Origin of the sequence: Sphingobacterium sp. DR205 (genome assembly GCF_011064245.1) — a bacterium.
Taxonomy (GTDB): Bacteria; Bacteroidota; Bacteroidia; order Sphingobacteriales; family Sphingobacteriaceae; genus Sphingobacterium; species Sphingobacterium athyrii.
Genome location: NZ_CP049333.1, coordinates 1,372,585 through 1,395,967 on the forward strand (window position 1 = coordinate 1,372,585; position 23,383 = coordinate 1,395,967).

The 23,383-nt window shown below is 40.9% G+C and carries 18 protein-coding genes; 8 read left to right on the top strand and 10 right to left on the bottom strand.

Annotated elements, in window-relative coordinates; all coding sequences use genetic code 11:
- The first annotated feature begins 117 nt into the window (after positions 1 to 117).
- The 4 genes from guaB (at position 118) to murA (ending at position 6,466) form a co-directional block, all read left to right on the top strand.
- Positions 118 to 1,593, top strand: a complete 1,476-nt coding sequence (gene guaB / locus G6053_RS05775; RefSeq protein ID WP_165305758.1) for an IMP dehydrogenase — start codon at positions 118 to 120, stop codon at positions 1,591 to 1,593.
- Between the two features lie 141 nt (positions 1,594 to 1,734).
- The gene (locus G6053_RS05780) at positions 1,735 to 4,014 is read left to right on the top strand and encodes a UvrD-helicase domain-containing protein (protein WP_108636923.1); all 2,280 of its coding nucleotides are present in this window, start codon (positions 1,735 to 1,737) and stop codon (positions 4,012 to 4,014) included.
- Between the two features lie 52 nt (positions 4,015 to 4,066).
- Positions 4,067 to 4,870: a DUF4290 domain-containing protein gene (locus G6053_RS05785; protein WP_165305759.1), complete on the top strand. Its 804-nt coding sequence runs from the start codon at positions 4,067 to 4,069 to the stop codon at positions 4,868 to 4,870.
- Positions 4,871 to 5,140: 270 nt separating this feature from the next.
- The gene (gene murA / locus G6053_RS05790; protein ID WP_165305760.1) at positions 5,141 to 6,466 is read left to right on the top strand and encodes a UDP-N-acetylglucosamine 1-carboxyvinyltransferase; all 1,326 of its coding nucleotides are present in this window, start codon (positions 5,141 to 5,143) and stop codon (positions 6,464 to 6,466) included.
- A 97-nt stretch (positions 6,467 to 6,563) separates the two neighbouring features.
- Here murA and G6053_RS05795 read toward each other — a convergent pair whose 3' ends face one another.
- Positions 6,564 to 6,968, bottom strand: a complete 405-nt coding sequence (locus G6053_RS05795) for a DUF5606 domain-containing protein (protein WP_104385787.1) — start codon at positions 6,966 to 6,968, stop codon at positions 6,564 to 6,566.
- A gap of 26 nt (positions 6,969 to 6,994) precedes the next feature.
- A complete protein-coding gene (locus G6053_RS05800; RefSeq protein WP_104385786.1) occupies positions 6,995 to 7,453 on the bottom strand; it encodes a peptidylprolyl isomerase in 459 nt (152 codons plus the stop codon).
- A gap of 165 nt (positions 7,454 to 7,618) precedes the next feature.
- On the opposite strand from G6053_RS05800, the gene radC reads away from it, so the two are divergent.
- The gene (gene radC / locus G6053_RS05805) at positions 7,619 to 8,317 is read left to right on the top strand and encodes a DNA repair protein RadC (RefSeq protein WP_165305761.1); all 699 of its coding nucleotides are present in this window, start codon (positions 7,619 to 7,621) and stop codon (positions 8,315 to 8,317) included.
- A gap of 16 nt (positions 8,318 to 8,333) precedes the next feature.
- Positions 8,334 to 9,083: a class I SAM-dependent methyltransferase gene (locus G6053_RS05810; RefSeq protein ID WP_165305762.1), complete on the top strand. Its 750-nt coding sequence runs from the start codon at positions 8,334 to 8,336 to the stop codon at positions 9,081 to 9,083.
- A 2-nt stretch (positions 9,084 to 9,085) separates the two neighbouring features.
- Here the strand turns inward: G6053_RS05810 and G6053_RS05815 are convergent, their stop codons facing one another.
- The 3 genes from G6053_RS05815 to G6053_RS05825 all read right to left on the bottom strand — a co-directional run bounded on the left by G6053_RS05815 (position 9,086) and on the right by G6053_RS05825 (position 12,204).
- Complete coding sequence (locus G6053_RS05815) at positions 9,086 to 10,630, bottom strand: MFS transporter (protein WP_165305763.1); 1,545 nt, start codon at positions 10,628 to 10,630, stop codon at positions 9,086 to 9,088.
- Positions 10,631 to 10,632: 2 nt separating this feature from the next.
- Positions 10,633 to 11,694, bottom strand: coding sequence for an HlyD family secretion protein (locus tag G6053_RS05820; protein WP_165305764.1), 1,062 nt, complete (start codon positions 11,692 to 11,694; stop codon positions 10,633 to 10,635).
- 63 nt (positions 11,695 to 11,757) lie between these two features.
- A complete protein-coding gene (locus G6053_RS05825) occupies positions 11,758 to 12,204 on the bottom strand; it encodes a MarR family transcriptional regulator (RefSeq protein ID WP_165305765.1) in 447 nt (148 codons plus the stop codon).
- Positions 12,205 to 12,337: 133 nt separating this feature from the next.
- Here G6053_RS05825 and G6053_RS05830 point away from each other — a divergent pair, with 133 nt between their 5' ends.
- Entirely contained in the window at positions 12,338 to 12,796 is a 459-nt protein-coding gene (locus G6053_RS05830; RefSeq protein ID WP_165305766.1) for a hypothetical protein, read from the top strand.
- A gap of 38 nt (positions 12,797 to 12,834) precedes the next feature.
- Here the strand turns inward: G6053_RS05830 and G6053_RS05835 are convergent, their stop codons facing one another.
- From G6053_RS05835 to G6053_RS05850, 4 genes are all read right to left on the bottom strand, one after another.
- Entirely contained in the window at positions 12,835 to 16,149 is a 3,315-nt protein-coding gene (locus tag G6053_RS05835) for a DEAD/DEAH box helicase (RefSeq protein ID WP_165305767.1), read from the bottom strand.
- An 11-nt stretch (positions 16,150 to 16,160) separates the two neighbouring features.
- Positions 16,161 to 18,230, bottom strand: a complete 2,070-nt coding sequence (locus tag G6053_RS05840; protein WP_165305768.1) for a TonB-dependent receptor — start codon at positions 18,228 to 18,230, stop codon at positions 16,161 to 16,163.
- A gap of 18 nt (positions 18,231 to 18,248) precedes the next feature.
- Entirely contained in the window at positions 18,249 to 19,055 is an 807-nt protein-coding gene (locus tag G6053_RS05845) for a hypothetical protein (RefSeq protein ID WP_165305769.1), read from the bottom strand.
- A gap of 109 nt (positions 19,056 to 19,164) precedes the next feature.
- Positions 19,165 to 20,475 carry a BamA/TamA family outer membrane protein gene (locus tag G6053_RS05850; protein ID WP_165305770.1) on the bottom strand — a complete coding sequence of 437 codons (1,311 nt, stop codon included), beginning with the start codon at positions 20,473 to 20,475 and terminating at the stop codon, positions 19,165 to 19,167.
- Positions 20,476 to 20,726: 251 nt separating this feature from the next.
- On the opposite strand from G6053_RS05850, the gene G6053_RS05855 reads away from it, so the two are divergent.
- The gene (locus G6053_RS05855) at positions 20,727 to 22,607 is read left to right on the top strand and encodes a M1 family metallopeptidase (RefSeq protein ID WP_165305771.1); all 1,881 of its coding nucleotides are present in this window, start codon (positions 20,727 to 20,729) and stop codon (positions 22,605 to 22,607) included.
- Positions 22,608 to 22,765: 158 nt separating this feature from the next.
- Here the strand turns inward: G6053_RS05855 and G6053_RS05860 are convergent, their stop codons facing one another.
- Positions 22,766 to 23,380, bottom strand: a complete 615-nt coding sequence (locus G6053_RS05860; protein WP_165305772.1) for an alpha-ketoglutarate-dependent dioxygenase AlkB — start codon at positions 23,378 to 23,380, stop codon at positions 22,766 to 22,768.
- Positions 23,381 to 23,383: the final 3 nt, after the last annotated feature.

Genomic DNA, 23,383 nt, shown 5'->3' on the forward strand with positions numbered 1-23,383 from the left:
GTCAATTCATAATCGTTCTAATTTGTCTTAGGATTGTAATTTGTATATTATATTTTTTAATATTGCTTATTTTTCTTAGATTTGCCTGGCAAATAGAAAACCCAATACATATTTGCCATGCAATTAGATCCACAAAAATTCGTAGCAGAAGGTCTCACTTACGATGACGTCTTATTAATTCCAGCTTATTCTGAAATTTTACCACGTGACGTCGATACGAGTACCTCGCTGACAAAAAAAATCAAATTAAATATTCCATTGGTTTCTGCAGCAATGGATACGGTAACTGGTGCTGATTTAGCAATTGCGATCGCACAAGCGGGCGGTATTGGTATGTTACATAAGAACATGACTATTGCAGAACAAGCCGCTGAGGTGCGCAAAGTAAAGCGTTCTGAGAGTGGTATGATCCAAGATCCGGTAACACTATTAGCGACTGCTAATGTTGGAGATGCCTTTAATATTATGAAGGAACATAAGATCGGGGGGATTCCAGTAGTGAATGAAAAAGGCCAATTGGTGGGTATCGTAACCAATCGTGACCTTCGTTTCCAAAAAGATATGACTCGTCCGATCAGTGAGCTGATGACGAAAGATAATCTTGTTGTTGCTCCCGAAGGAACGGATTTGGTGAAAGCAGAGGAAATCCTTCAGAACGAAAAAATTGAGAAACTTCCAGTTGTCAACAACGAAGGTATCTTGAAGGGTTTGATTACCTTTAAGGATATCCAAAAATATAAGCATTATCCCAATGCTGCCAAAGATAGCCACGGCCGTTTATTAGTAGGTGCTGCAGTGGGGGTTACTCCAGATACATTAGATAGGGTTGAGGCTTTGGTAAAAGCTGGTGTGGATGTAGTAACCATTGATACTGCACATGGGCATTCTAAAGGTGTAATCGATAAGTTAAAATTGGTAAAATCCAAGTTTCCGGAACTACAGGTGATCGTCGGGAATATCGCGACAGGCGCAGCTGCAACAGCATTGGCTGAAGCTGGTGCTGATGCCGTAAAAGTAGGTATCGGACCTGGCTCGATCTGTACAACCCGTATTATTGCAGGTGTGGGTGTCCCTCAGCTGTATGCGGTGTATGAAGTAGCTAAAGCACTTAAAGGAACAGGAGTACCATTGATCGCCGATGGTGGTATCAAACAAACAGGTGATATCGCAAAGGCTATTGCTGCTGGAGCAAGCACGATTATGGCGGGTTCTTTATTTGCCGGAGTAGAAGAGGCTCCAGGCGAGACTATCATGTACGAAGGACGTAAATTTAAATCGTACCGTGGTATGGGATCTATCGAAGCGATGGAAAAAGGTTCTAAAGACCGCTATTTCCAGGATGTGGAGGATGATATTAAAAAGTTGGTTCCGGAAGGTATCGTCGGCCGCGTTCCTTACAAAGGCACGTTGGCTGAAGTTGTCTATCAGTATATCGGTGGCTTGCGTGCTTCAATGGGCTATTGTGGTGCTGCAACGATCGAGAAGCTACAGCAGGCGCAATTTGTTCGCATTACAGGTGCTGGCTTGAGAGAGTCTCATCCACATAATATCTCTATTACAAAAGAGGCGCCAAACTATAATAGCAGAGGCTAAACAAGTGACACGATAAAAATCCGACGATTTTAAATTGTCGGATTTTTTTGTGCAAAAATATTGGCTTGATTGCCTTAGTGATCGATAGGAAATTTGTACTTTTATACCCTATTCTCAGGTTTTAAAATTTAAGGAGTTAATTTGGATTATTTAGCGGGTTTAAACCCTTCACAACGAGGAGCCGTAGAGCAAACAGAAGGCCCTGTCATGATTGTTGCAGGAGCTGGTTCAGGAAAAACACGGGTAATTACGTACCGTGTAGCACACTTGATTCAAAAAGGCGTTGATCCATTCAATATTTTGGTATTGACATTTACGAATAAAGCAGCCAAAGAGATGCGCGCGCGTATTGTATCTGTCGTAGGAAGCGAAGCGAAAAATATTTGGATGGGAACATTCCACTCCGTATTCGCAAAAATACTTCGGGTAGAAGCTGAACTGATCGGATACCCCCGAAATTTTACCATCTACGATACGGACGATACCAAAAGCTTGCTGCGTGCCATTCTCAAGGAAATGAACCTGGATGACAAATTATACAATGTCAATCATGTCTATGGCCGCATATCACAAGCCAAGAATAATTTGATCTCTCCACAGGAATACAATAAAAATGAGGCCATATTAGCCGAAGATATTTCGAATGGGCGCGGGCAATTGGGACAGATTTACATGACCTATGCACAGCGCTGTTATCGCGCGGGTGCCATGGATTTTGATGATCTCCTGTTCAAAACGAATGTTTTATTGAATAAACACCCGGAGGTATTGCATAAATACCAGCATCAATTTCGTTACCTGATGGTTGATGAGTATCAGGATACCAACTTCTCGCAGTACCTAATCGTCAAAAGACTGGCCGCAGTCAATGAAAATATATGTGTCGTTGGTGATGATGCGCAGTCAATATATGCCTTCCGAGGGGCCAATATTCAGAATATCCTGAACTTCCAGAAAGATTATCCGGATGTCAAGATCTTTAAATTGGAGCAGAATTACAGATCCACCAAAATGATTGTCAATGCGGCAAATTCGGTGATCGCCAATAATCAGAACCAGCTGGAAAAGAATGTTTTTTCGGATAATGAAGAAGGTGAAAAAATTAAGGTTTCACGTGCTTTTTCCGATAATGAAGAGGGGAAAATCGTTGCAGATCAGATTATTGAAGAGAAATCTCTGAAAGGACTCAATTACAAAGATTTTGCTATTCTTTATCGGACCAATGCGCAATCACGGGCGATGGAAGAAGCCCTGCGCAAGATCAATATACCCTATAAGATCTATGGTGGTACGTCTTTCTACCAACGGAAGGAAATTAAAGACCTGATCGCGTATTTCCGTCTTACCTTCAATCCCAATGATGAGGAAGCATTGAAACGCGTTATTAACTACCCACGTCGGGGAATCGGAGATACAACGATTGAAAAGATTATGATTGCTGCCGATCAGAACCAATATCGCATTTGGGATGTGGTGGCCAATGCGGCACATTTCCTGGACGGTCGCAGTGCGACTTCCGTGGGAGGTTTCGCACAGATGGTACAAAGTTTTCAGGCCCTGGCTAAAAATAGCAATGCGTTTGACACGGCGATGCATATTGCGCAGCACTGTGGTATATTGAAAGAACTTTATGAAGATAAGTCGGTAGAGGGATTGGCACGTTATGAAAACATTCAGGAGCTACTCAATGGTATCAAAGAGTTTTCGGAACGGGAAGATATTGAAGACCGTGGCCTTGACATATACATGCAGGATATCGCTTTATTGACCAATGATGACAACGATAAAGATCCGAATGCAGACACCGTTTCTTTGATGACCATACACTCTTCTAAAGGACTTGAATTTCCGGTTGTTTTTATTGTAGGCTTGGAAGAAAATCTGTTTCCATCTCAGTTGTCATTGAATTCCAGGACAGAATTGGAGGAAGAACGAAGACTTTTTTACGTTGCTGTTACCAGAGCTGAAAAAAAATTACTACTTTCGTATGCTACTTCGCGATATCGTTGGGGGACGTTGAATAACTGCGAACCCAGTCGTTTCTTGGATGAACTGAATCCTGCTTGTCTTGCATTGGATTTTAAACCCCGACAAACTTCCGCTTCAGCCGGAAGTTTTCAAGGCGAACGAGTCGCGTGGCAACAAAAGGACAGTGATGATGTGTTTTCGAAACCTAAGCCTAAGCCGATGGTTAAAACAACGTCTATACTGCCCAAAGCCCACAAACCTACTGCGGGTTTTGCTCCTTCTGATACATCAAATCTTCAGGTCGGCATGGAAGTTGAACATGAACGCTTCGGATTTGGTAAAGTTGTCAACCTAGAAGGAAATAAAGGAGATATAAAAGCAACTATTTTCTTTAAGGAGTTGGGACAGAAACAATTGTTGCTTAAATTTGCAAAACTTAGAATAATTCAATAATAAAATACCAAAACGAGATCTTAACCGTTTAATAGGTACTTATATTAGCTATATGAACTTTGACTACAACAGCACCAGGCCAAAATTGATCCTTGCAGAATATGGCCGCAACGTGCAAAATATGGTAGATTACATTTGTACTTTACCCACAAAGGAAGAAAGAAATAAACATGCCCAAATCGTGATCGACATGATGGGGGTGTTGAATCCACACTTAAGAGACGTTTCAGATTTTAAGCATAAACTTTGGGATCACCTCCAGATTATCTCGGATTTTAAGCTTGATATTGACTCACCATATCCAATCGCTACCGCAAAAAGTGTGAAGCATGAAGTGGAACACTTGGGCTATCCGCAACATTCCATCAAATTCAAACACTATGGATTTACGGTGGAAAAAATGATTGATAAGGCCTTAAAAGTGACCGATGAGCCTAAACGCGAGCAGATGGTGATCGGTATCGCCAATTTTATGAAAATGGCCTATGTTACCTGGAACAAAGATTCCGTATCCGATGAATTGATAATCCAGGATTTGAAGGAATTGTCCGGCTACCAATTGACTCTACCCGAAGGTACGGTATTGACTAAACTTGATTTTAAAACTCCGCCTCCTGGAAACCGTGTTAAAGGTCCTACAACAGGCAATTCAAGCGGAAACAATAATAATAGCAACAGCAACAATAACAACTCTTCAGGTTATCAGTCGAAAGGCAGCGGTGGTAGTGGCAAGCCTCGTATGTCAAACAACAATAACAACATGAAGCGGAACAATTTTGGTGGCAGCAATAACAATAACAACAACAATAGAAACAGAAAACCTCAGAATAATTACAATAATAATAAAAGAGGCTAGTTCTTTAAGTTTTTAATTTATAAGAAGCGGGCAATTGCGAAGTGATTCATATATTTCTTTACAATTGCCTTCTTTATTTATGGAATGGATTTGTTTATCAGTTCCGGTCAATAGGATCTGATTGAACGGAATCTGTGCATTGGAAAATTCCATAAACTTTTTTCAATACAATTTTGTTGATTTTAAGAAGTCCGGATTTTCATTTAGTGACATCAGGAAACTAAATTATACCTCGGGTTTTGTTGTAATAAGAAGATATCAGTTATATAAATGAATGCATTTGAAATAATCGGTGGAAAACCGTTAAAGGGAGAGATTATTCCACAAGGAGCAAAAAATGAAGCTTTACAGATTCTGTCAGCAGTTTTACTGACTGAAGAACCCATGACCATCAGTAATATTCCGGATATTAAAGATGTCAATAAGTTAATTGATCTGTTGGCCGCATTGGGCGTTAATATTGATCGTATAGATAAAGATACTTATGTTTTTGAAGCCAAAGACATTAATATAGATTATTTCCAATCGCCTGAGTTTAAGGAGAAGGGCGGAGGCTTACGTGGTTCGATCATGATTGTAGGGCCATTATTGGCTCGCTTTGGCAAAGCTGCCATTCCAAAACCGGGAGGTGATAAAATCGGGCGTAGACGTCTCGATACACACTTTCTGGGTTTTGAAAAACTAGGTGCCAAATTTGTCTACGATGCATCCACACACTTCTTTAATGTAGATGCTACCGAACTGAAAGGTAATTATATTTTATTGGATGAAGCGTCCGTAACCGGTACGGCAAATATTGTTATGGCTGCGGTATTGGCCAAAGGAACGACAACTATTTATAATGCGGCCTGTGAACCTTATCTGCAACAACTCTGTAAAATGTTGAATCGTATGGGGGCTAAGATATCGGGCATCGGATCTAATTTGCTGACCATAGAAGGGGTACAACGTCTTGGCGGAACATCGCATCGTATGTTACCTGATATGATTGAGATCGGTTCTTTTATAGGTTTGGCAGCAATGACCGGTTCAGAAATTACTATTAAAGATGTCTGTTTTCAGGAATTGGGTGTAATACCTTCGGTATTTTCCCGTTTGGGTATTCAATTTGAATTGAGAGGTGACGATATCTTTATTCCGGCACAGGATTCTTACGAAATTGATACTTTTATAGATGGTTCCATTCTGACCATCTCGGATGCACCATGGCCCGGATTTACACCGGATCTTCTGAGTATTATTCTTGTGGTCGCTACACAGGCGAAAGGGAATGTATTGATTCACCAAAAGATGTTTGAAAGCAGATTGTTCTTTGTCGATAAATTAATAGATATGGGGGCACAGATCATTTTGTGTGATCCGCACCGTGCGACCGTAATCGGAATGAATAAATCCCATTCTTTGAGAGGTATCGAAATGACATCTCCTGATATTCGTGCAGGAGTATCCTTATTGATCGCGGCTTTATCTGCAAAAGGAAAGTCCGTGATCCACAATATTGAACAGATCGAACGTGGATATCAAGACATCGAGGAACGCTTACGCAAACTAGGTGCAGATATCAAACGTGTGGACGTCGAACCAAAAGGTCACTAGTCAAGTATTTGCATAGTACGCAAAAAAGATTATTGCGGAAAACTAAAAAAGCCCCGGAAAACTCGTTTCCGGGGCTTTTTTTATCCGGCTAGCTGGATTATACCAAAGGAGCTGGTGCTTCTTCTTCAAATAAAGGGAATTCCTTGATAATGTTGTACCAAGTGATTACCTTCTTGATATCTGATGTGTATACACGAGATTCATCATGGCCTGGAGCAACTTCACGGAAGAAATCCCGCAATGTAGCGCCGTCTGATTTCGTGTCAGGTAATGTCAAACCTTTTTCTTTAATGGTTTCGAAGATATCCAAAAGACGGATTTCCTCTTCGTCACCATAAATGGTAATATCTTCCAATGTTGCCATTTTTGTCGAAGACAAACTTACCACAGTTTTAATTTTTGCTTGATCAAGGGTTTCTAAAATAAAACCGCCTTTGTTTTGTCCAACCAATTTGAACAATCCTGGTTTACCAGTTACAGATACTAATGCTCTTAAATTCATCTTAATTTTTTTTAAATCTCCAAGAATTAATCTTCGATTACTTCAATTGATAAAATACGGTCTCCTTGTCTGATATCGTCTACCACATCAACATTCTCGATTACTTTTCCGAAGCAGGTATGGTTACGGTCTAAGTGAGCTGTATTATTGCGGCTGTGGCAAATGAAAAATTGAGAACCCCCTGTATTGCGACCAGCGTGAGCCATTGACAATACACCTCTGTCATGGTATTGATTTTCACCAGTTAATTCACAATCGATTTTATAACCGGGGCCACCTGTTCCGGGGATACCTGCAGCACCTTCACGTGAATTTGGGCAACCACCTTGAATAACAAAATCAGGAATAACACGGTGGAAAGCCAATCCGTCGTAATAACCTGATTTAGCAAGTTTAATAAAATTTGCTACTGTATTTGGAGCATCGGCTGTGTAGAATTGCACAGTCATGTCGCCTTTTTCTGTTTTAATAATCGCTTTACTCATGTTCAAAAATTTTTATGAAATACAAAGATAATGTTTCAGAGTGAAATGCGAAGTAAATCCCAATCTCCATTTTTTTAAAATCACGTTATTTGTAGGAATTTGATCTCAAAAATAATGCGAAATATTTTATATATTTATGTTAGCTAGCCGGTTATAGTTTAAACAATGTCAAATCTGCATAAATTAGTTATCAGGGAATGGTCCGAGGCCGACCGTCCCCGCGAGAAATTATTGAATCAGGGACGAAGGGCCCTTTCCGATGCGGAGCTGTTGGCTATTCTGATCGGATCTGGTTCAATGGACGAAAGTGCCGTAGGACTTTGCCGACGTATTTTAGCGGATGCCAACAATAGCCTGGATACACTTTCCAAGATGGAAGTCAATGAATTGAGTCGATATAAAGGTATTGGTGAGGCCAAGGCCATATCGATTATTGCAGCCTTGGAGCTGGCGCGGCGCAAGAAAGAATCTCCGGCAGAGGAAAAGAAGATTTTAAATAGCAGCAAGCGTGTGTATGATTTTATGAAACCAATCCTACAGGATTTACCCCATGAGGAATTTTGGACACTTTATCTGAACACGGGATGCAAATTGTTGGATCAACAGCTTATCGGCCGCGGTGGAAATGATTTTACACCAGTCGATGTCCGAATTATTCTGAGAAATGCCCTTGCAATAAAAGCGCATTCTATTGTACTGATTCACAACCATCCTTCAGGGACTTTGCAGCCGAGTAATGCTGACAGAATTCTGACGCAAAAAATTGTCGAAGCATCAAAAATTATGGATATTAGGGTGAACGATCACCTGATCTTTACGGACAATGGATATTATAGCTTCAGAGATGAAGATATAATCGATTAGCTATAGCAAATCTGATATGAGCAAAAATAGTATTGAGCGATTCACCGACAGGGTTGTGGATTATGAAAAATTCAGACCCAATTATCCCAAAGAAATTATTCAGATTCTTCAGGAAAAGATAGGTCTGAATAAAAGCTGGCTGGTGGCAGATATCGGCAGCGGTACCGGCTTATCCACTCAGTTATTTTTAGAAAATGGAAATGATGTTTTTGCTCTGGAGCCCAACAGGGAGATGCGTGAATCTTTGGTGCACCATTTTAAAACATACCGGAACTTAATTGCATTGAACGCCACGGCTGAAGATACCGCTATCGAGTCCGGTTGTGTAGATTTAATTTTCGCCGGACAATCTTTTCATTGGTTCGATCGGACCGCCTGTTTCAAAGAATTTAATCGCATTCTTACAAAAAACGGTCATATTGTGCTGGCCTGGAATCAACGTGATCCGGAAGATGCTTTCCAAAAGGAATATGAACAATTTTTACACAATCATATTCCCAGCTATCAATCTGTCAGTCATAAAAATATAACCGATGCGGACCTTCGTAGTTTTTTTGCCGATAGACCAATGACGAAGGTATCCTTGCCTAACCAACAAGTATTTGACTTGAAATCCTTTTTGGGAAGGGTAAGATCATCCTCTTATTTTCCTAAAGAGGGGACGGAGAATAAAAATTTATACGATGACCTTCGCTCGTTGTTTGAAAAATATGCGATCTCCCAACGTATCGTGTTTCGGTATATTACAGAGATTTATATCAGTTAAGATTAAGCGACCGGAATCTGTAGGGCTTCTTTTGTTGTATTTTTTCTTTTCCAGTTGAAAATGCGTCTGGTAGGGGAAGAATGATAAGGAAACACCAAAATGAGGAATACGAGGATCAATCCCACAATAAACAATCCGTTATAACTGTCCCGAATGGCAAGCAAAGAGGCTTGTACTTGTACCGATTTGCCGATATTGGCTGATTGTAAAACCAGGCTATTCGTGTTATCTATGATGTTAGCCAAATTGCCTGTTTTAATGACCTGTTGACGATAATACCAATTGGCAATAGTATTGCTCCACACAACGGGCACCAAGAACGAACGGGTCAGGATCAGAAAAACCAATCCAGATAAGTAATATTTATTTGGGATATTACCCGCCATATATACGCCTATGCCAATGTACGATGTAATCACAGCGATCCCTCTTAAAATCATAGGTAGGTAAAATAGGGTGGTATGTACCTGTAGACCGGCAATCTGTGCAAAGAAAAAAGAAGATAAAGCATAGCAGATAGCGGAAAAAGCCAAGATGAATTTACATTTTTTGGTAAACTTAAAGTATGCATACGAAATCAGCGCACCGATAAGGTATCCGGGAATGACGTAAGTATTTACCTTTGCGATCTCCAATGGGTTTGTACCAAGTGTAATTCCCAATAGTGAGCTATATAAGGATGTGGAACTGTAAAAAATTCCGAATAGAAAGATCGTTCCGACGGATATGGGCAAAGTTCGCGTTGAAAAGGCCTCAAAATTCATCAGCGATTTTCGGATGATAACACTTCTATTTATAAAGAGAGCAAGGAATAAAATTGCCGCAGCTCCTGTCAGTATAATCAATTTGGAGTGAAACCAGTTTTGTGTTAATCCATAAGTACTAAAATACGCCATATTCAGCAGGGAAATGCAAAACAATATGCTCCCAAACCAGTCATACTGGTAAAGAGGTACTTTTTTGAAACTAGACGATTTCATAAAAATAATGCATAGCAATAAACCGATAGCCAATAATATATTCTGGAATAGAAATACAGTTTCCCAGTAGAATGTTGTTGCGAAAATAGTGGCTATATAATTTGCTATTGCCGGAAAGATCATTGTCATCGGGTAATAAACTGCATAAAGCTGGTAACGTTCTCCACGCGGCATCAGAAAAGGAATCATTTCCCCGATAATGGCCATGGTGACGATAATTTTGGCACTTCCAATAAAAAACGTAGCCATACAGATATTGATGCCATTGTTGGCATGTTCCAAAATCGCATTTGAAAAAAGGATAACAATGGTGGAAACAATCAGTATCGTTTTTTTGGGAAGAAGCTTAATCAACCGAAACACTAATGGAATTGCACAGACCATACCGGCATAATAGCAATATGTTGCCATATTGAGATCTGCACTTATGCCGGCGTAACCGTTCATGACATAAGTATTGACCGACGATGGGATTCCGTTATTGAAGGAAAATATAATGTTGAGCAAGAACAAAAAGAATAGTTCCCATGTTGGGCTCAGCCAATCTCTGAAAATACGGTCTTTCATGATTACTTTATACGTATAATAGCATTCATGCCCACGCGGAGAAGATCCATATCCCGTCTGGAGTTGGATGCCGTGAAATTGATACGGACGGGTATCCGTTGCTGTACTTTTACAAAGTTTCCCGTAGCGTTGTCGACAGGAACAGCCGAATACTTGGATCCAGTTGCCTCAGATATTGCGACTACTTTACCTTCAAAGGTTTTTCCTGGCAACGCATCAATTTCTATATTGACTTTTTTATCCATTGTAATGTTTTTCATTTGGCTTTCGGTGTAGTTTGCCGTTACCCACTTCTGTTCATCACGGACGATGTTGACCAGTGGTGTACCATTTTGCACCAACTGTCCCTCTTCGATATTCCGTCTGCCCAATACCCCATCATAAGGAGCAGTTATTACGGTATAGGATAAATTCAGTTTGGCTAAGTCTATCGCAGATTCGGCCTTAAGCAATGAAGCATTGTTGACGGATACTTTTTGTATGGATTCATGGCTGTTGAGTTTGGACGTTTGTTGCTGTGCAAGCAATGCTTTGTATTTGGCCGACATGGCTTCATACTCCGATTTTACCTGGTCAAATTGGTAACGGGTCACTGCCTCGTCTTTTACCAGACTCGCGTACCTGTTGTAATTGGCTTCCATATTGTCCAGCCTGGCCTTCATTTCCTCAATATTGGCATTGGCGATGGCCGTACCAGTATTGGCAATGGCGATTCCCGATTGTGCTATGGTCTTATTGGCTTTTGCATCCGCTAAGCTGGCTTCGGCATTCTGTAGCAAGATGCGATATTCTGAATCGTCTATAATCACAAGTGTGTCGCCTTTATGTACTTTTTGGTGTTCATCAAAACGTATATCCTTAATATAGCCGCTGATTCTTGAATTGATTGGTGTAATATGGGCATCTACTTGTGCGTCATCCGTATAAACAGATTCATTGATGTGAAAGAAAACCATAATCCCCCATACAATCGTTACGACAATAACTAACGCTGATACACTATTGATCGCCCATATTCTTCTTCTTCGTTTAACTTCTTTCTCACTTAATGTTGAACTATTCATGGCTCATTTTTACTATTCGTCCTGTACGGAAAAGTATTATTTTTCGTACATCATATTTATTTTTTACTGTTTATCAATGATCAGAGTCAATTTTTCCAAAAGCTCAGTGATCTCCGATACTTTTTGGGGCGTGATTTCCTTTAGGATCGCCTGATAAAGATCTTGTTGTACAGGATTCAATAATTCCCTGTACGCATCGCCTTTTGACGTGAGTTCAATTAAGTTGTTCCTACGGTCATTAGGATCACTCACACGCTTTACCAGGTCACGTTTGCAAAGATTGTCTATCAGCGGAGTGACACTCGCTTTGTTTTTCTGTATCGCAACAGCGATATCCTGTTGATTCATGCGTTCCTTTTTCCAAAGGGTTGCCAATACCTGCAACATCTCATAGGTGATATCCAATTGTTGCTCCTTTATTTTCTGGATATAATATTGTTTTAAGCTCGTTCTTAACGAGATGATAGCATCCACTAGGGGTTTTACCGGATTGGGCGATTCATTTTTCATAAAACAAAGTTAAATATAAAACAGTTAAATATCAAACTAACGTACGGTGATCGTTAAAAATATGTTAAAGATATGACGGGAATAGGTGTGTGGCATTTTATTTGGAAGTGTTTTAGGCATAAGTAAAAAAGATATGCTGAGAGTTGAATTGATATTCTTTAGACGCTGCTTATTTTTACTGCCAATTTTTGTATTCGCAAGTAGAGTAAATGGTCAGCAGCTTACTTCCTTAAATAATTGGGATGAAAATTTCCCTATTGTAAATCGCTGGATAGATCCTTTTTTTCCTGTAAACATGCAATCTAATGTCGTTAGTTTGGAACGAACGGCTGATAAAGGTAAAAAGGCTGTCGCAAAGGAGCAAACGATGGATAAAGTAGATGCGGCGTCTGTTGATCTTTCTAATGTGGTTGTTGCACGTAGTAGACATCAAGGAGATATCAGGTATTCTTCTTCGCGTTCAGGTGCATTATACCGCGTTGCTTTGGACAAACAGACCGATGAACGATATGAGGGTAAGCCTGTTTTTGTAGATGCTAAAGGAGTAAAATATATAATTGACTCGAAATATAGAAAGCAAATTATCAGATAACTGAATAACTAAATTAAAAAGCTGTAAGGCAATAAATCCTACCGTAAAATCTTAAGTAAATAATCCTTATCAAGGTAAAAAGCATCTAAGCTTCCTCCATCCTCAAGAATAGTGCTACTGATTTCCTTTTTATGCTGCTGAAGCGCCTGAATTTTATCCTCAACGGTATTTGGACTGATCAGACGTACTGCGGTGACATTCTTTTGTTGGCCAATACGGTAGATACGATCAATCGCCTGTTGTTCCACTGCCGGATTCCACCAGGGATCAACGAGATAAACCACATCCGCAGCAGTGAGATTAAGCCCCGTTCCTCCGGCCTTGAGGCTAATCAGAAAAACCCGGCTATCTTCGTTCGATTGGAAATCACTGACAAGCTGTCCCCGGTTTCGCGATTGACCGGTGAGGGTGAGCGACGGTATTCCATTTTTATCCAACGCTTCTTTAATCAGATGCAACATGCTGACAAACTGCGAGAACACGATGATTTTGTGCTGATCTTTTTTATGCTGGATTTGCTCGATCAGCATTTCAATCTTTGCTGAATCTTCGGCAGACGTTAAATCTTCGCTCTGGAGCAATTTACTGGAATTGCAGATCTGTCGTAATTTGGTCAGACCTTTCAGGACGTGCATCGGACTTTTCTTGATTTCATCCCCATCTTTAGCAGAGATAAACTCCCGAAATTCTTTTTCATAGAGATCATATATCCGTCGCTGTGCGGTTTTCATTTCACAATAGAGTACCAATTCATTTTTTGCGGGAAGATCATCCAATACATCCCGTTTTGTTCTTCGAAGGATAAAGGGTTTTATTTTTTCCTTTAGCATCTTCTTTCTTTTGCGGTCGTGAAAAGCATCAATTGGCGTCGTATAGACGTCTTTAAAGTACTTTTTATTTCCAAATAAACCCGGAATGGCAAAAGAAAGCTGCGCAAACAAATCCATGGTATTATTCTCAATAGGTGTTCCTGTTAGTATGATACGATTTCGAGCGCGCAGTAAATTTACCGCTTTGTACCGCTGTGAATCCGGATTTTTTATATATTGAGACTCATCGAGTATAACATAATTGAAGGTCAGTTTCTTTAACCTATTGATGTCGGTCAGTAGATTATGATAAGAAATAAGCACGATATCCAGTTCTTCAAACTGCTCGCTTATGTCGCGTCGGTTTGGCCCCTCTAGGACGAGTGTATTAAAAGAAGGTAAGAACTGCTCAATTTCGCGCTTCCAGTTAAAAATCAGCGTCGTAGGGAGAACCAGCAATGTTGGTGTCGTTATGCCTTTTGCTTTTTGAGTGGCCAGAAAGGCCAGGATTTGAACTGTCTTTCCCAGCCCCATGTCATCCGCCAGGCAGGCACCAAAATTTAATTTGTCCAAGAAGTTGAGCCATTGTACCCCTTGCTGCTGATAGTGACGCAAATCGCCGACAAAAATGTCGGGTAATTGCACCGGCGGGTAGCTTGCTAATGTGGAGAGCTGATTTCTTAAATAGTCGATCTCGACGGATACGGCATGATCGATCTCTTCGTTGGAAAAGAGCTGGTCGATTTCATTAAACTTGAATTTGGGAATCTGAAGATGTTCGTCTTCAATGACTTCCGCAGCATTAAAATAGGCCTCAAATTTTTCCAGCCATTCCTGAGGTAAGACACCAAGTGTGCCATCGTCCAGGGGAATAAATTGGGAACGGTTGCGGACTGCTTTTTCCAGTTTCTTAAGCGAGACACTTTTGGGACCAAATTTGACTTGAATATTGGCATTAAACCAATTTTGTCCACTTAATACCTCGATCTGTATTTTGCCTTTGAACCTGCTCAGTTTATTGCCTCGTATGGTATTGAAACCAATGATTTGGACTCCGTGTTGGTGCCACTCTTCAAATGCATTTAAAAACCAGTTTTTATCGAGAAAATATTTACGGTGTAAATAAAGGTGTTGAAAACTATCATCATCCAATTGCTCCTGAAAATAAGTATGCTGCTTGAGCAGCAGTGAGATGACTTTTGTTTCAGCCTCTTTTTTCCGCTCTACCAAAAATTGGGATCCTTTCGCATCTGTTCCAAATATATTTCTTTTACTCAGGATCGGAACCTCAACATCACCGTAACGCATGACAGGAATGATATTTACAAAATCTTCCGATTCCTCCAGGAAGATAAGTGCTTGCATATCCTGATAGTAGAGGTTTTCTTTCAGTTGCGGTTTATTCGCCTTGGGGATATCCTTAAAATTTAACGCAACCGAATTGGCCAGAGGGGCCAGGAATAATTCGTTAAATTCTTTAAACTTATTCCGGTGTATACGCAGCTCATTTCCTTTGTTTCCAAACAAACGAATCAGTTTGAGATGAAGCTTATTCTCAACAAGATATAGGTACTTTTTTATGGCGATAAAATGATCAAAAAGAATAGTCAGATCCTGTAGTTCGTAGGTAATGCCATGAATGGATAATTCTCCTTTAATGCAATAAAAGGAACCGCGCTGTTCGATCAGCAGTTTGATTTCGCCTTTGCTGAGACCGATTTGAATCGGAGATAAGGAAGTGGCCGTTATATTTTCTGCTTTTTCATAATCATGAAGGAAAAAATCCAGGGCCAAAGGATTCTTGGCAATGGCCCGCAGACTTCGGCCAATGGGTGTATCTGTCTGTTGTAGGGGTTGAGCCAATTGGCTGATCGCTGCAAAAAACTGGGTTTCGTCAATGGAGTCTGTTTGCCAGATCCGTGATTGGCTCTCCACTGTGGAAATTGGGTTTTTCGGCGTGCCCGATTTTGACAGGGGTGCCTGACATAGCAGGACCTGTAATTGTTTATAATAGCGATTACGTGTCAGTACAATGAAGCTATGCAGTTGTTCACTGTGAATTTTAGCGGGTCTTGTTTGTGGTTCAAGGAGATCAAAATCATCTATGGATGTCAGGTGTTTATCTTTGAGAACAAATTGCAGCGCTGCATCTTTAATATGTGCCGAAAAATAGTTTTCCAATAAGGGCTCATGTTCTAAACCATATTGTACAGCAATCTTTTTTAAAAGATTTCGATACCGGTTAAAGTCAAAAAAAGACAACCAGTTTTCTTGTCCGAATAGCCTTGTCAATGTCGCTTTCTGGTGACTACAGAAACCTGTCTCCCCACAATTGCAGAAAAGCGAAGTTACAGGTGACCTGTAGATAACCATCACCCGGAAATCCCTGTAATTTTCGAGGACCTGAAAGGTCGCCTGATTGAATTCCATCTCCACGACATTGACTTGAATATTTGCCAGGGCACTATCCATCCAAGAAAAATAAGAATAACGGCTTACTGAACCGAAATCTATTGTTGTCAACGTATATTGATGGAACTCCATATATCAGGGGATTAAAAATGAAAACTCATACCGCCATAATAATTTCGCAGGGGAGCAGGATTGAAATATCGGCCACCAAAAGCATTGATGTCATTGCCGAGACTATATTTTTGGTTCAACAAATTGTCGGCACCGACGAAGAGATTGAGCTGATATCCTTGACCTATCGCTTTACTCCACGATATTTTGCCCTGTAAAAGATGATAGCGGTTGGCATAGACTGTATTGGCATCATCCAATGGTATTGCGGCGGTTAAATTCGAAAGAAGATCCAATCGAATTTGGTAGGGAAAAAGGGCATTTAAGGTATTGACCCAAACTGTTTTCGGTACCGCTGTTAGTTTGTTGCCACTATAATCTTTATCTCCTACCTTATAATTTTTGAAAGCATAATGATTTAACGAGAAATTGCTCCCCACCTGTAAACTACGGATAATCCCCGAAGATTTTGGAGTCATCAAGTAGGTCAATATAGAGGCTTCGATTCCCTTTTGGTCTATCTTTCCTGCATTCTGAAAATATTCTGCTCCCGTTTCACGTACTTGTCGAATAATGGCATCATTCATTTGATAACTGTACACTGAGGCATCAAAAATAACTCGACGGTTCCACAAATGCCATCGAACACCAAATTCATGGTTGGTGCCGGTCTCCGGCTTGAGTTCGTTATTAATTATATTGTCGGATGAGCGTACTTCAGCAATTGTCGGCGCAGAAAATCCTTTTGAGATCGAGGCCCGAAGGGCGAAAGTTGCTGTAGCCTGGTAGGAAACAGCTGCCCGTGGCATCCAGGTATTCCCGAAATCGATGTGTGCTTTATCCGCCTGGGCTACAGGATAGCGCTGTTGATAAGCGATTTTGTTCTCATTGAGTCCGACAGATAATTCGACCTGAAGGCGTTCCAGCCAAGATAACTGTGTGCGTGCAAAATATGATTGCTGGCTGTTTTCCAATTTATCTTTCGCTTGCGGATTACCTATATTCCCCTGGTTATTATCATAATTGTCAATATCGTACCAGCCTTTTTGTGCTTCTAAACCAAATTGCAGTTCATACTTTAAGTTTTTGCTGACCCGGTCGACATAGGATAGATATAGTCGCGTCCCCAGATTTTTCTCATCCCTTTTTTCATAATTTGTGATAAAAGGATTTTTAATTTGGTTGGATGAACCGAAAACACTGGCAAATAAGGTTAAATTGGAACTGATATTCGTTTGGTTGCTCAGACCTCCGAAAAATGTTTTATCGTAGATTGCTGCTTTTTGTTCAGCCGCACTTGGGTTTGGCCCAGCTTTGGGGCGGGACTGCCGTCGATCGTTATCCATTTGTGCAATAGTCAGGCCGCCGGGAGTCTGATAGCCCAGATCAGTGTAAAACCCTGTAAATTTTAGTTCAGCATGTTTGGCATATTGCCAATTGTAGTTTAGCTGAATGTTCTTCTTATTCAAAGATGAATGCTGTCGATACCCGTCACTACGCGTCCAACTTTGATTGATGGCCAACTGTTGTTTCTGCTTTATGGGCAGCATGGCATTGAGCTGCTGTTGAAATAACCCATACGAACCTCCTGTTAGCTGTAGGTTGACTTCGGGCTCGGTCAGGGTATTATAACCTTTGCTGTAGAGTGAAATTACACCACCGGAGTTTGCACCATAAATGGAACCATCAGGACCTTTCAAAACATTGATCTGGTCTATCGTGTAAGGGTCGACCAGGTTTAAATAAGTGTTTCCACCTGCATCTGTGAGCGGAAAGTCATCCAGATAGATCTTTACATTACGTACACCGAACGGAGAACGCAGCATGCTGCCACGCAGTGCCAGTCGGTAACTCCCCGGGGAACGCTCTTCCATACGTAATCCGGGCACCGTATTCATAACGGAGACAAGCGCCGGCGATTGCTGTGATTGTAAACGTTGCTGGCTTAACACAGCCGCCGATGAGGTTAGTTTTAATAAAGGCTGTTTAGTAAAATAAGCTTTAATCTCCACTTGTTCAAGCCTATTGTTGGTGCTGTCAGTAGTCTGTGCATATAATTTGCCACATAGACAAAGGGCGGCGAGTACGTAATTTCTTTTCATGGCTAATGGTTCGATCGGCTAGTCCGCAAATTCTTGGCTAAAGTAAATTTCAAAAATCTCTTTGGTCTTATTGTATTTTAGGCATTGATAATTCGCATATACTGAACTTGTCGGTATACACAAGGTATTAGCCATGCTATTTTTCGAATCTTTGCTGAGGCATCCCCGTTTCAGATCGATGTTGTTATTTTTTGAGATATCATCAATGGAGAATGCCTTGTCATCGATCAAGTAATTTGATTGACTCGAACGGATATAGTCTTCCTGATAGATCAGTTCGGCGGCAATGCTATAATCTATTGTGCCATTGGTATAGTAACAATCGGATTGTTGCAATAAATTGGATACATGTACATCTTGATACAATGTTTTAAACCGTTTGCTCTGCTGGTCAAAAAGAATGATTTCAATTTGATGTTTTTCTTTATCATAAACGACATAAGCAACATCATTTTCCTTGTTGCCAAAGATATCCCCATTTGTGTGAGCCAGCAAATCGAGGTTTGTATGGCTTTCGAAATAATTTTTTTGGTTTTCTGCAAGGTCCTTAAGCAACTTTAGATGTAATTTTTCAAAGAGCCCCTCATCAGCCAATTTGACGAGCTGTTGTCGTTGCTGATTAGCCGTCTCTTCGGTTCGCGGATTAGCATAGGTAGATGTATCAAGTAGAGGTTTCACTATACGGGGGCTTTCAGCCACCTGCCGATTTTGGTTGTTGACCGCACTATCTTTTGTCGGGATATTTTGAGAATTAGATTGAATTGTCTGCTGGCAGGAAGCGAATCCAAAAAGCAAAAAGTATAGAAAAATCGTCTGTAAATTCATGCGTATTTATCTTCAATGGGAGACCCCGCCTATCGGATTTTAGGTGAAGCTACAATATCGGCTAATTTAATGATTTTATAGAAAAGAAGTCTTGCTGCTTTCCATTAAATTAAAACGCTTCATTCAATCCGAGGAAAAATCCACGGGATCCATATTTTCCTATGGCGTAGTCCAAACAGAGATTTGTCCGGGTGGCTTTGTTAAACAGGACGCGTAATCCTGCGCCGCCTCCCGGTTGCCATCTTTCAAAAAGTTTTGTCCCTAATTCATCGCTTGCACTTTGGAGATTAAAAAATGCTGCACCACTCAAAAAACGGTTTTTTAAAATTGGAAAGCGATATTCCGTTTCTGCGTAGGCAAAAGATATCCCCTTAAAATAACCAATTGTATAGCCACGGCCTGTTCTTACAGCGGCATCCCTTCCTGTCCCCGGCAGATCAAAGTAAGGGAGGACACCCCCCAGCTTATAGGAACCCCAATACCAGAATGCAAGCACATGTGCCGGATCGGATTGCGATACACTAAAGTATTTACGAAAGTCAGTCGTGAGTTGGACGGCACTTTTGCTACTGCCCAGTAAGGTTGTATTCCATCGCAGACCTATATCCGAATAGATTCCCTTATAAGGTCTGTTGGGGTTATCACGGGTGGTGTATTGCATATTTAGCAACAGTCCGTTTGAATTATAGCTATCTGGGGCAAAACCATGTTTTTCCGTGTAAATGGTATTTGGTGTAATATTCCCGTTAGGACCACTGCTTGTTATCTTTCGACGAAGGTCGAATGCTAATCCAGCTCCTAGAAACAAATCATCGGCAACCTTTTTGTAGACCTTCTCATTAAACGTAAAGGCATTGTATTTGGCACCATATTTTTTATGTTCGGGATTCGCAAGTATTTCCTCTTCTTCATTGTTCCATTTGCCGTAAGGAGTCATACCCAAACCCGCATCCAATGCAACCATTTTGACCAAAGCGAAAGCTCCTTGAAAATTCAGTTTATTGTTTGGGGTAAACACATTATGGCTGATGTAGAAGACCATAATGTTTTTGGTCGTGATGGACGCTGATGTTGCCGCAATTGACATAGTTGTCGTTTTTGGGTCCCCCAATATTTTCCCCGCAACGGCTTTGACACCGATCTGTCCACCGATCGTAGGGTTATAGGCGATATTAGGCATTAGCGTAATCGGAGAACGTTTGCTCGATCGTTCCTTTTTGCGTTTAGGGTGAATAATGCGACCGATTAAGTCCGATATATCATATTGGCTTGCCAAAATCGAATCGCGTTGTTTTTTATAGAATGAAGCAGAATCTATTTCGCTTTCAGATTGAGCTACAAGCGTATTGGATATCAGCAGTAGGCACGATACTAAAAAACAGAAAGTGAATAAATAGTGATTACGTAATAGTCGCTGCATACCTTCGGGTTTATCTTAGATTTAAACGTCAAAAATATTAAAATGTTTTCTAATCGGGCAAAGCCAATTCCGTAAAACATTGATATTGGCATAAACGGATAAGCGTGTAAAGGCTATCGGTCCGGATGAATGATCCGGGGTTACGGCTCAACGGTGCGGGCGGAATATTTTTGGCAGTAAGGGAGAATCCCGTAATTAAACTTGGAAATAAGCGCAAATTTATCTTAGTTTTGATTATTTAATTCGGAGATATGATCAGACAAAACATATATCGCTGCGGTTTGGCTTTACTATTGATGACAGGCTTGACACACGCGCAGGAACTCTATACACCCAGAAATATTAAACAAGCCATTGAAAAAGGTACACGAACCACTACCGGAGAGCCCGGTAAAAATTACTGGCAAAACTTTGGAAAATACGATGTCAAGGTACAATTGGATCCTGCGACGAGGACTGTTCGTGGAAATGAGACAATTTTATATACCAACAACAGCCCTGATACACTGAAGCAGTTGGCTATCCGATTTGTGAATAATGTGCACAAGCCCAATGCCGTGCGTGCTAACTATGCCTCGGATGATTATTTGACCTCGGGACTGAAAATAAAATCATTCACGCTCAACGGACAGGTTTATGAGGTAAATAGTGCGGATTGGGGCACAGTGAAACTTGGTGATTTTGGACAGAAAATACTCCCCGGTACCGTGGCGACCCTAGCGATCAGCTGGGAGTATCCTTTATCGGTTGAGAGCGATCGTGATGGTATGCTCAATGCGTCTACCTTCTATTGCGCTTATTCCTATCCACGTGTATCTGTCTATGATGATTACAATGGCTGGGATGTTTTGGAACATAATGGTCGACAGGAGTTTTACAATGGATTTAATGATTATCAGTTTGAAATTGCTGTTCCTAAAAATTTTGTTGTATGGGCTACAGGCGAGCTTCAGAATGCGGCGGAAGTATTGCAGAAGCCTATTTTAGAACGCTTTGAGCAATCGAAACAGAGTGATGTACCTATCCATGTTGCTACAGCCTCCGAGATGAAAATGGGCAAGGTGACGGTACAACAGGAATGGAACAAATGGAAATTTAAAGCGACTTATGTTCCTGATTTTTGTTTCAGTGTGAGTGACAATTATATTTGGGATGCGGGCAGTGTAGACTTGGGAACGAAACGTGTCAGTGTACAATCCAGCTATGTTGCCGGTGCGCCCGATTTTGAACAGTACATTGGCTGGCAGCAATACTGTATTGAATGGTTTTCGAAAAACTGGCCCGGAGTGACCTATCCCTACCCCACGATGACAGCAGTACAGGGATTTGCGGATATGGAATACCCGATGATGATCAATGATTCGAGTGTGCCCGATAATTTGGTTGATGCCCGACAAACAGCGGATCATGAGATCGCCCATACCTATTTCCCTTTCTATATGGGGATTAACGAGACCCGATATGGGTATATGGATGAAGGCTGGGCTACGGCTCTGGAATTTTGGATCGGTAATGCAGAGATTGGCGCCGAAAAGAATAAGGAGCTGTTTAAAGATTCGCGTGTGAAACGATATATCTTCGATCCATCGACCGAGGAGGACCAGCCATTGATTACGATGACTTCACAACTGAATGGTCTGGGGTATGGGAATAATGCCTATATCAAAGCCGCCTTATCGTATATCGCGCTGCGGGATTATCTTGGCGATACACAGTTCAAAAAAGCGTTACATCATTATATGGATCTATGGCATGGTAAGCACCCGACACCATGGGATTTCTTTTACAGCATCAATGCTGGAGCGGGTCAGAATTTAAATTGGTTTTGGAAAAACTGGTATTTTACCAATAATTATATTGATTTAAAGGTGGATAGCCTAAAGCAAGCTGACAATAAAAATACCCTGTCGATCGCTAATGTTGGCGGATTTGCCGTTCCTTTTGATGTCTTGATCACCTATGCGGACGGGACTTTGGAAACAAAACATCAGACGCCTTCGATTTGGCAGCCCAATGAAAAACAGGCAACAATTACCTGGTCATCACCTAAGAAGATAAAAAAGATTACGCTGGATGGGGGTGTTTTCATGGATTACACAGCCAAAGATAACGTTTGGGAAGCAGTAAACTAATGTATCAATTCAATTGGATCATTCGCTGCGTCAGGAGAGATTGATCCAATTGCTCACCCGATAAAGTTTATGCTTGCTCAAGTCATAAATGTTGTACTGATATTCCTCACGACGTATATAATTCGGTTTAAATAACTGCATTTATGATTCAGATGTTTTTAAAGGAAATTGTCGATGGTTCGGAAAGTAAGATTGACACGTGGTTTAAAAACTTTTTTTGTAGGGGGTAGCCGATGCAGCCAATAGGTCTGTGTGAAGCCCTTCATGACCAAGAGACTACCATTTCCCAAAATAAGATCTATCTTTTCTTTTGTGGTTTTATGTTTGAACGCAAATTTTCTTTCGGCTCCAAAACTTAAAGAAGCAATTGCCCCATTTTTTTTCAGGTCTTTTTCTCCGTCACTATGCCAGGCCATGCCTTCGTCACCATTGTGATATAGATTTAATAAGCAGGAATTATAGGTTTCCTGCGTTTTCAATTCAGCAAGTGCTTTTAGCTCGAGAAGTTCTTTTGTCCAAGGGAGAGCCCTTTTTGTGGTGTTGGAATAACTGTATTCAAAGGCCTGCTCGCCGTACCAGGCAACTTTGCGTTTGGTGATAATTTCGTTTCCAAAAATAATAGCGCGATCATTTACCCATTCGATGGAATCCATTAACCTGTCGAAATAGTGATTTGCTTGGGCCTGATCTAGTATTTTGCCGTAGTAATTGACTGTCCCATCATAGGGTAGTATATTTTTGTTTCCATCAAAAAGATTGTCGAAGAGTTCCATGAT

What these genes read in the sequence shown, in the direction of transcription:
- G6053_RS05835 (WP_165305767.1), bottom strand. Translation starts at nt 16,149, where the DNA reads ATGGAGTTCCATCAATATACGTTGACAACAATAGATTTCGGTTCAGTA.
- G6053_RS05810 (WP_165305762.1), top strand. Translation starts at nt 8,334, where the DNA reads ATGAGCAAAAATAGTATTGAGCGATTCACCGACAGGGTTGTGGATTAT.
- G6053_RS05860 (WP_165305772.1), bottom strand. Translation starts at nt 23,380, where the DNA reads ATGGAACTCTTCGACAATCTTTTTGATGGAAACAAAAATATACTACCC.
- radC (WP_165305761.1), top strand. Translation starts at nt 7,619, where the DNA reads ATGTCAAATCTGCATAAATTAGTTATCAGGGAATGGTCCGAGGCCGAC.
- G6053_RS05855 (WP_165305771.1), top strand. Translation starts at nt 20,727, where the DNA reads ATGATCAGACAAAACATATATCGCTGCGGTTTGGCTTTACTATTGATG.
- G6053_RS05825 (WP_165305765.1), bottom strand. Translation starts at nt 12,204, where the DNA reads ATGAAAAATGAATCGCCCAATCCGGTAAAACCCCTAGTGGATGCTATC.
- G6053_RS05830 (WP_165305766.1), top strand. Translation starts at nt 12,338, where the DNA reads ATGCTGAGAGTTGAATTGATATTCTTTAGACGCTGCTTATTTTTACTG.
- G6053_RS05785 (WP_165305759.1), top strand. Translation starts at nt 4,067, where the DNA reads ATGAACTTTGACTACAACAGCACCAGGCCAAAATTGATCCTTGCAGAA.
- murA (WP_165305760.1), top strand. Translation starts at nt 5,141, where the DNA reads ATGAATGCATTTGAAATAATCGGTGGAAAACCGTTAAAGGGAGAGATT.
- G6053_RS05840 (WP_165305768.1), bottom strand. Translation starts at nt 18,230, where the DNA reads ATGAAAAGAAATTACGTACTCGCCGCCCTTTGTCTATGTGGCAAATTA.
- G6053_RS05850 (WP_165305770.1), bottom strand. Translation starts at nt 20,475, where the DNA reads ATGCAGCGACTATTACGTAATCACTATTTATTCACTTTCTGTTTTTTA.
- G6053_RS05815 (WP_165305763.1), bottom strand. Translation starts at nt 10,630, where the DNA reads ATGAAAGACCGTATTTTCAGAGATTGGCTGAGCCCAACATGGGAACTA.
- G6053_RS05795 (WP_104385787.1), bottom strand. Translation starts at nt 6,968, where the DNA reads ATGAATTTAAGAGCATTAGTATCTGTAACTGGTAAACCAGGATTGTTC.
- guaB (WP_165305758.1), top strand. Translation starts at nt 118, where the DNA reads ATGCAATTAGATCCACAAAAATTCGTAGCAGAAGGTCTCACTTACGAT.
- G6053_RS05800 (WP_104385786.1), bottom strand. Translation starts at nt 7,453, where the DNA reads ATGAGTAAAGCGATTATTAAAACAGAAAAAGGCGACATGACTGTGCAA.
- G6053_RS05820 (WP_165305764.1), bottom strand. Translation starts at nt 11,694, where the DNA reads ATGAATAGTTCAACATTAAGTGAGAAAGAAGTTAAACGAAGAAGAAGA.
- G6053_RS05845 (WP_165305769.1), bottom strand. Translation starts at nt 19,055, where the DNA reads ATGAATTTACAGACGATTTTTCTATACTTTTTGCTTTTTGGATTCGCT.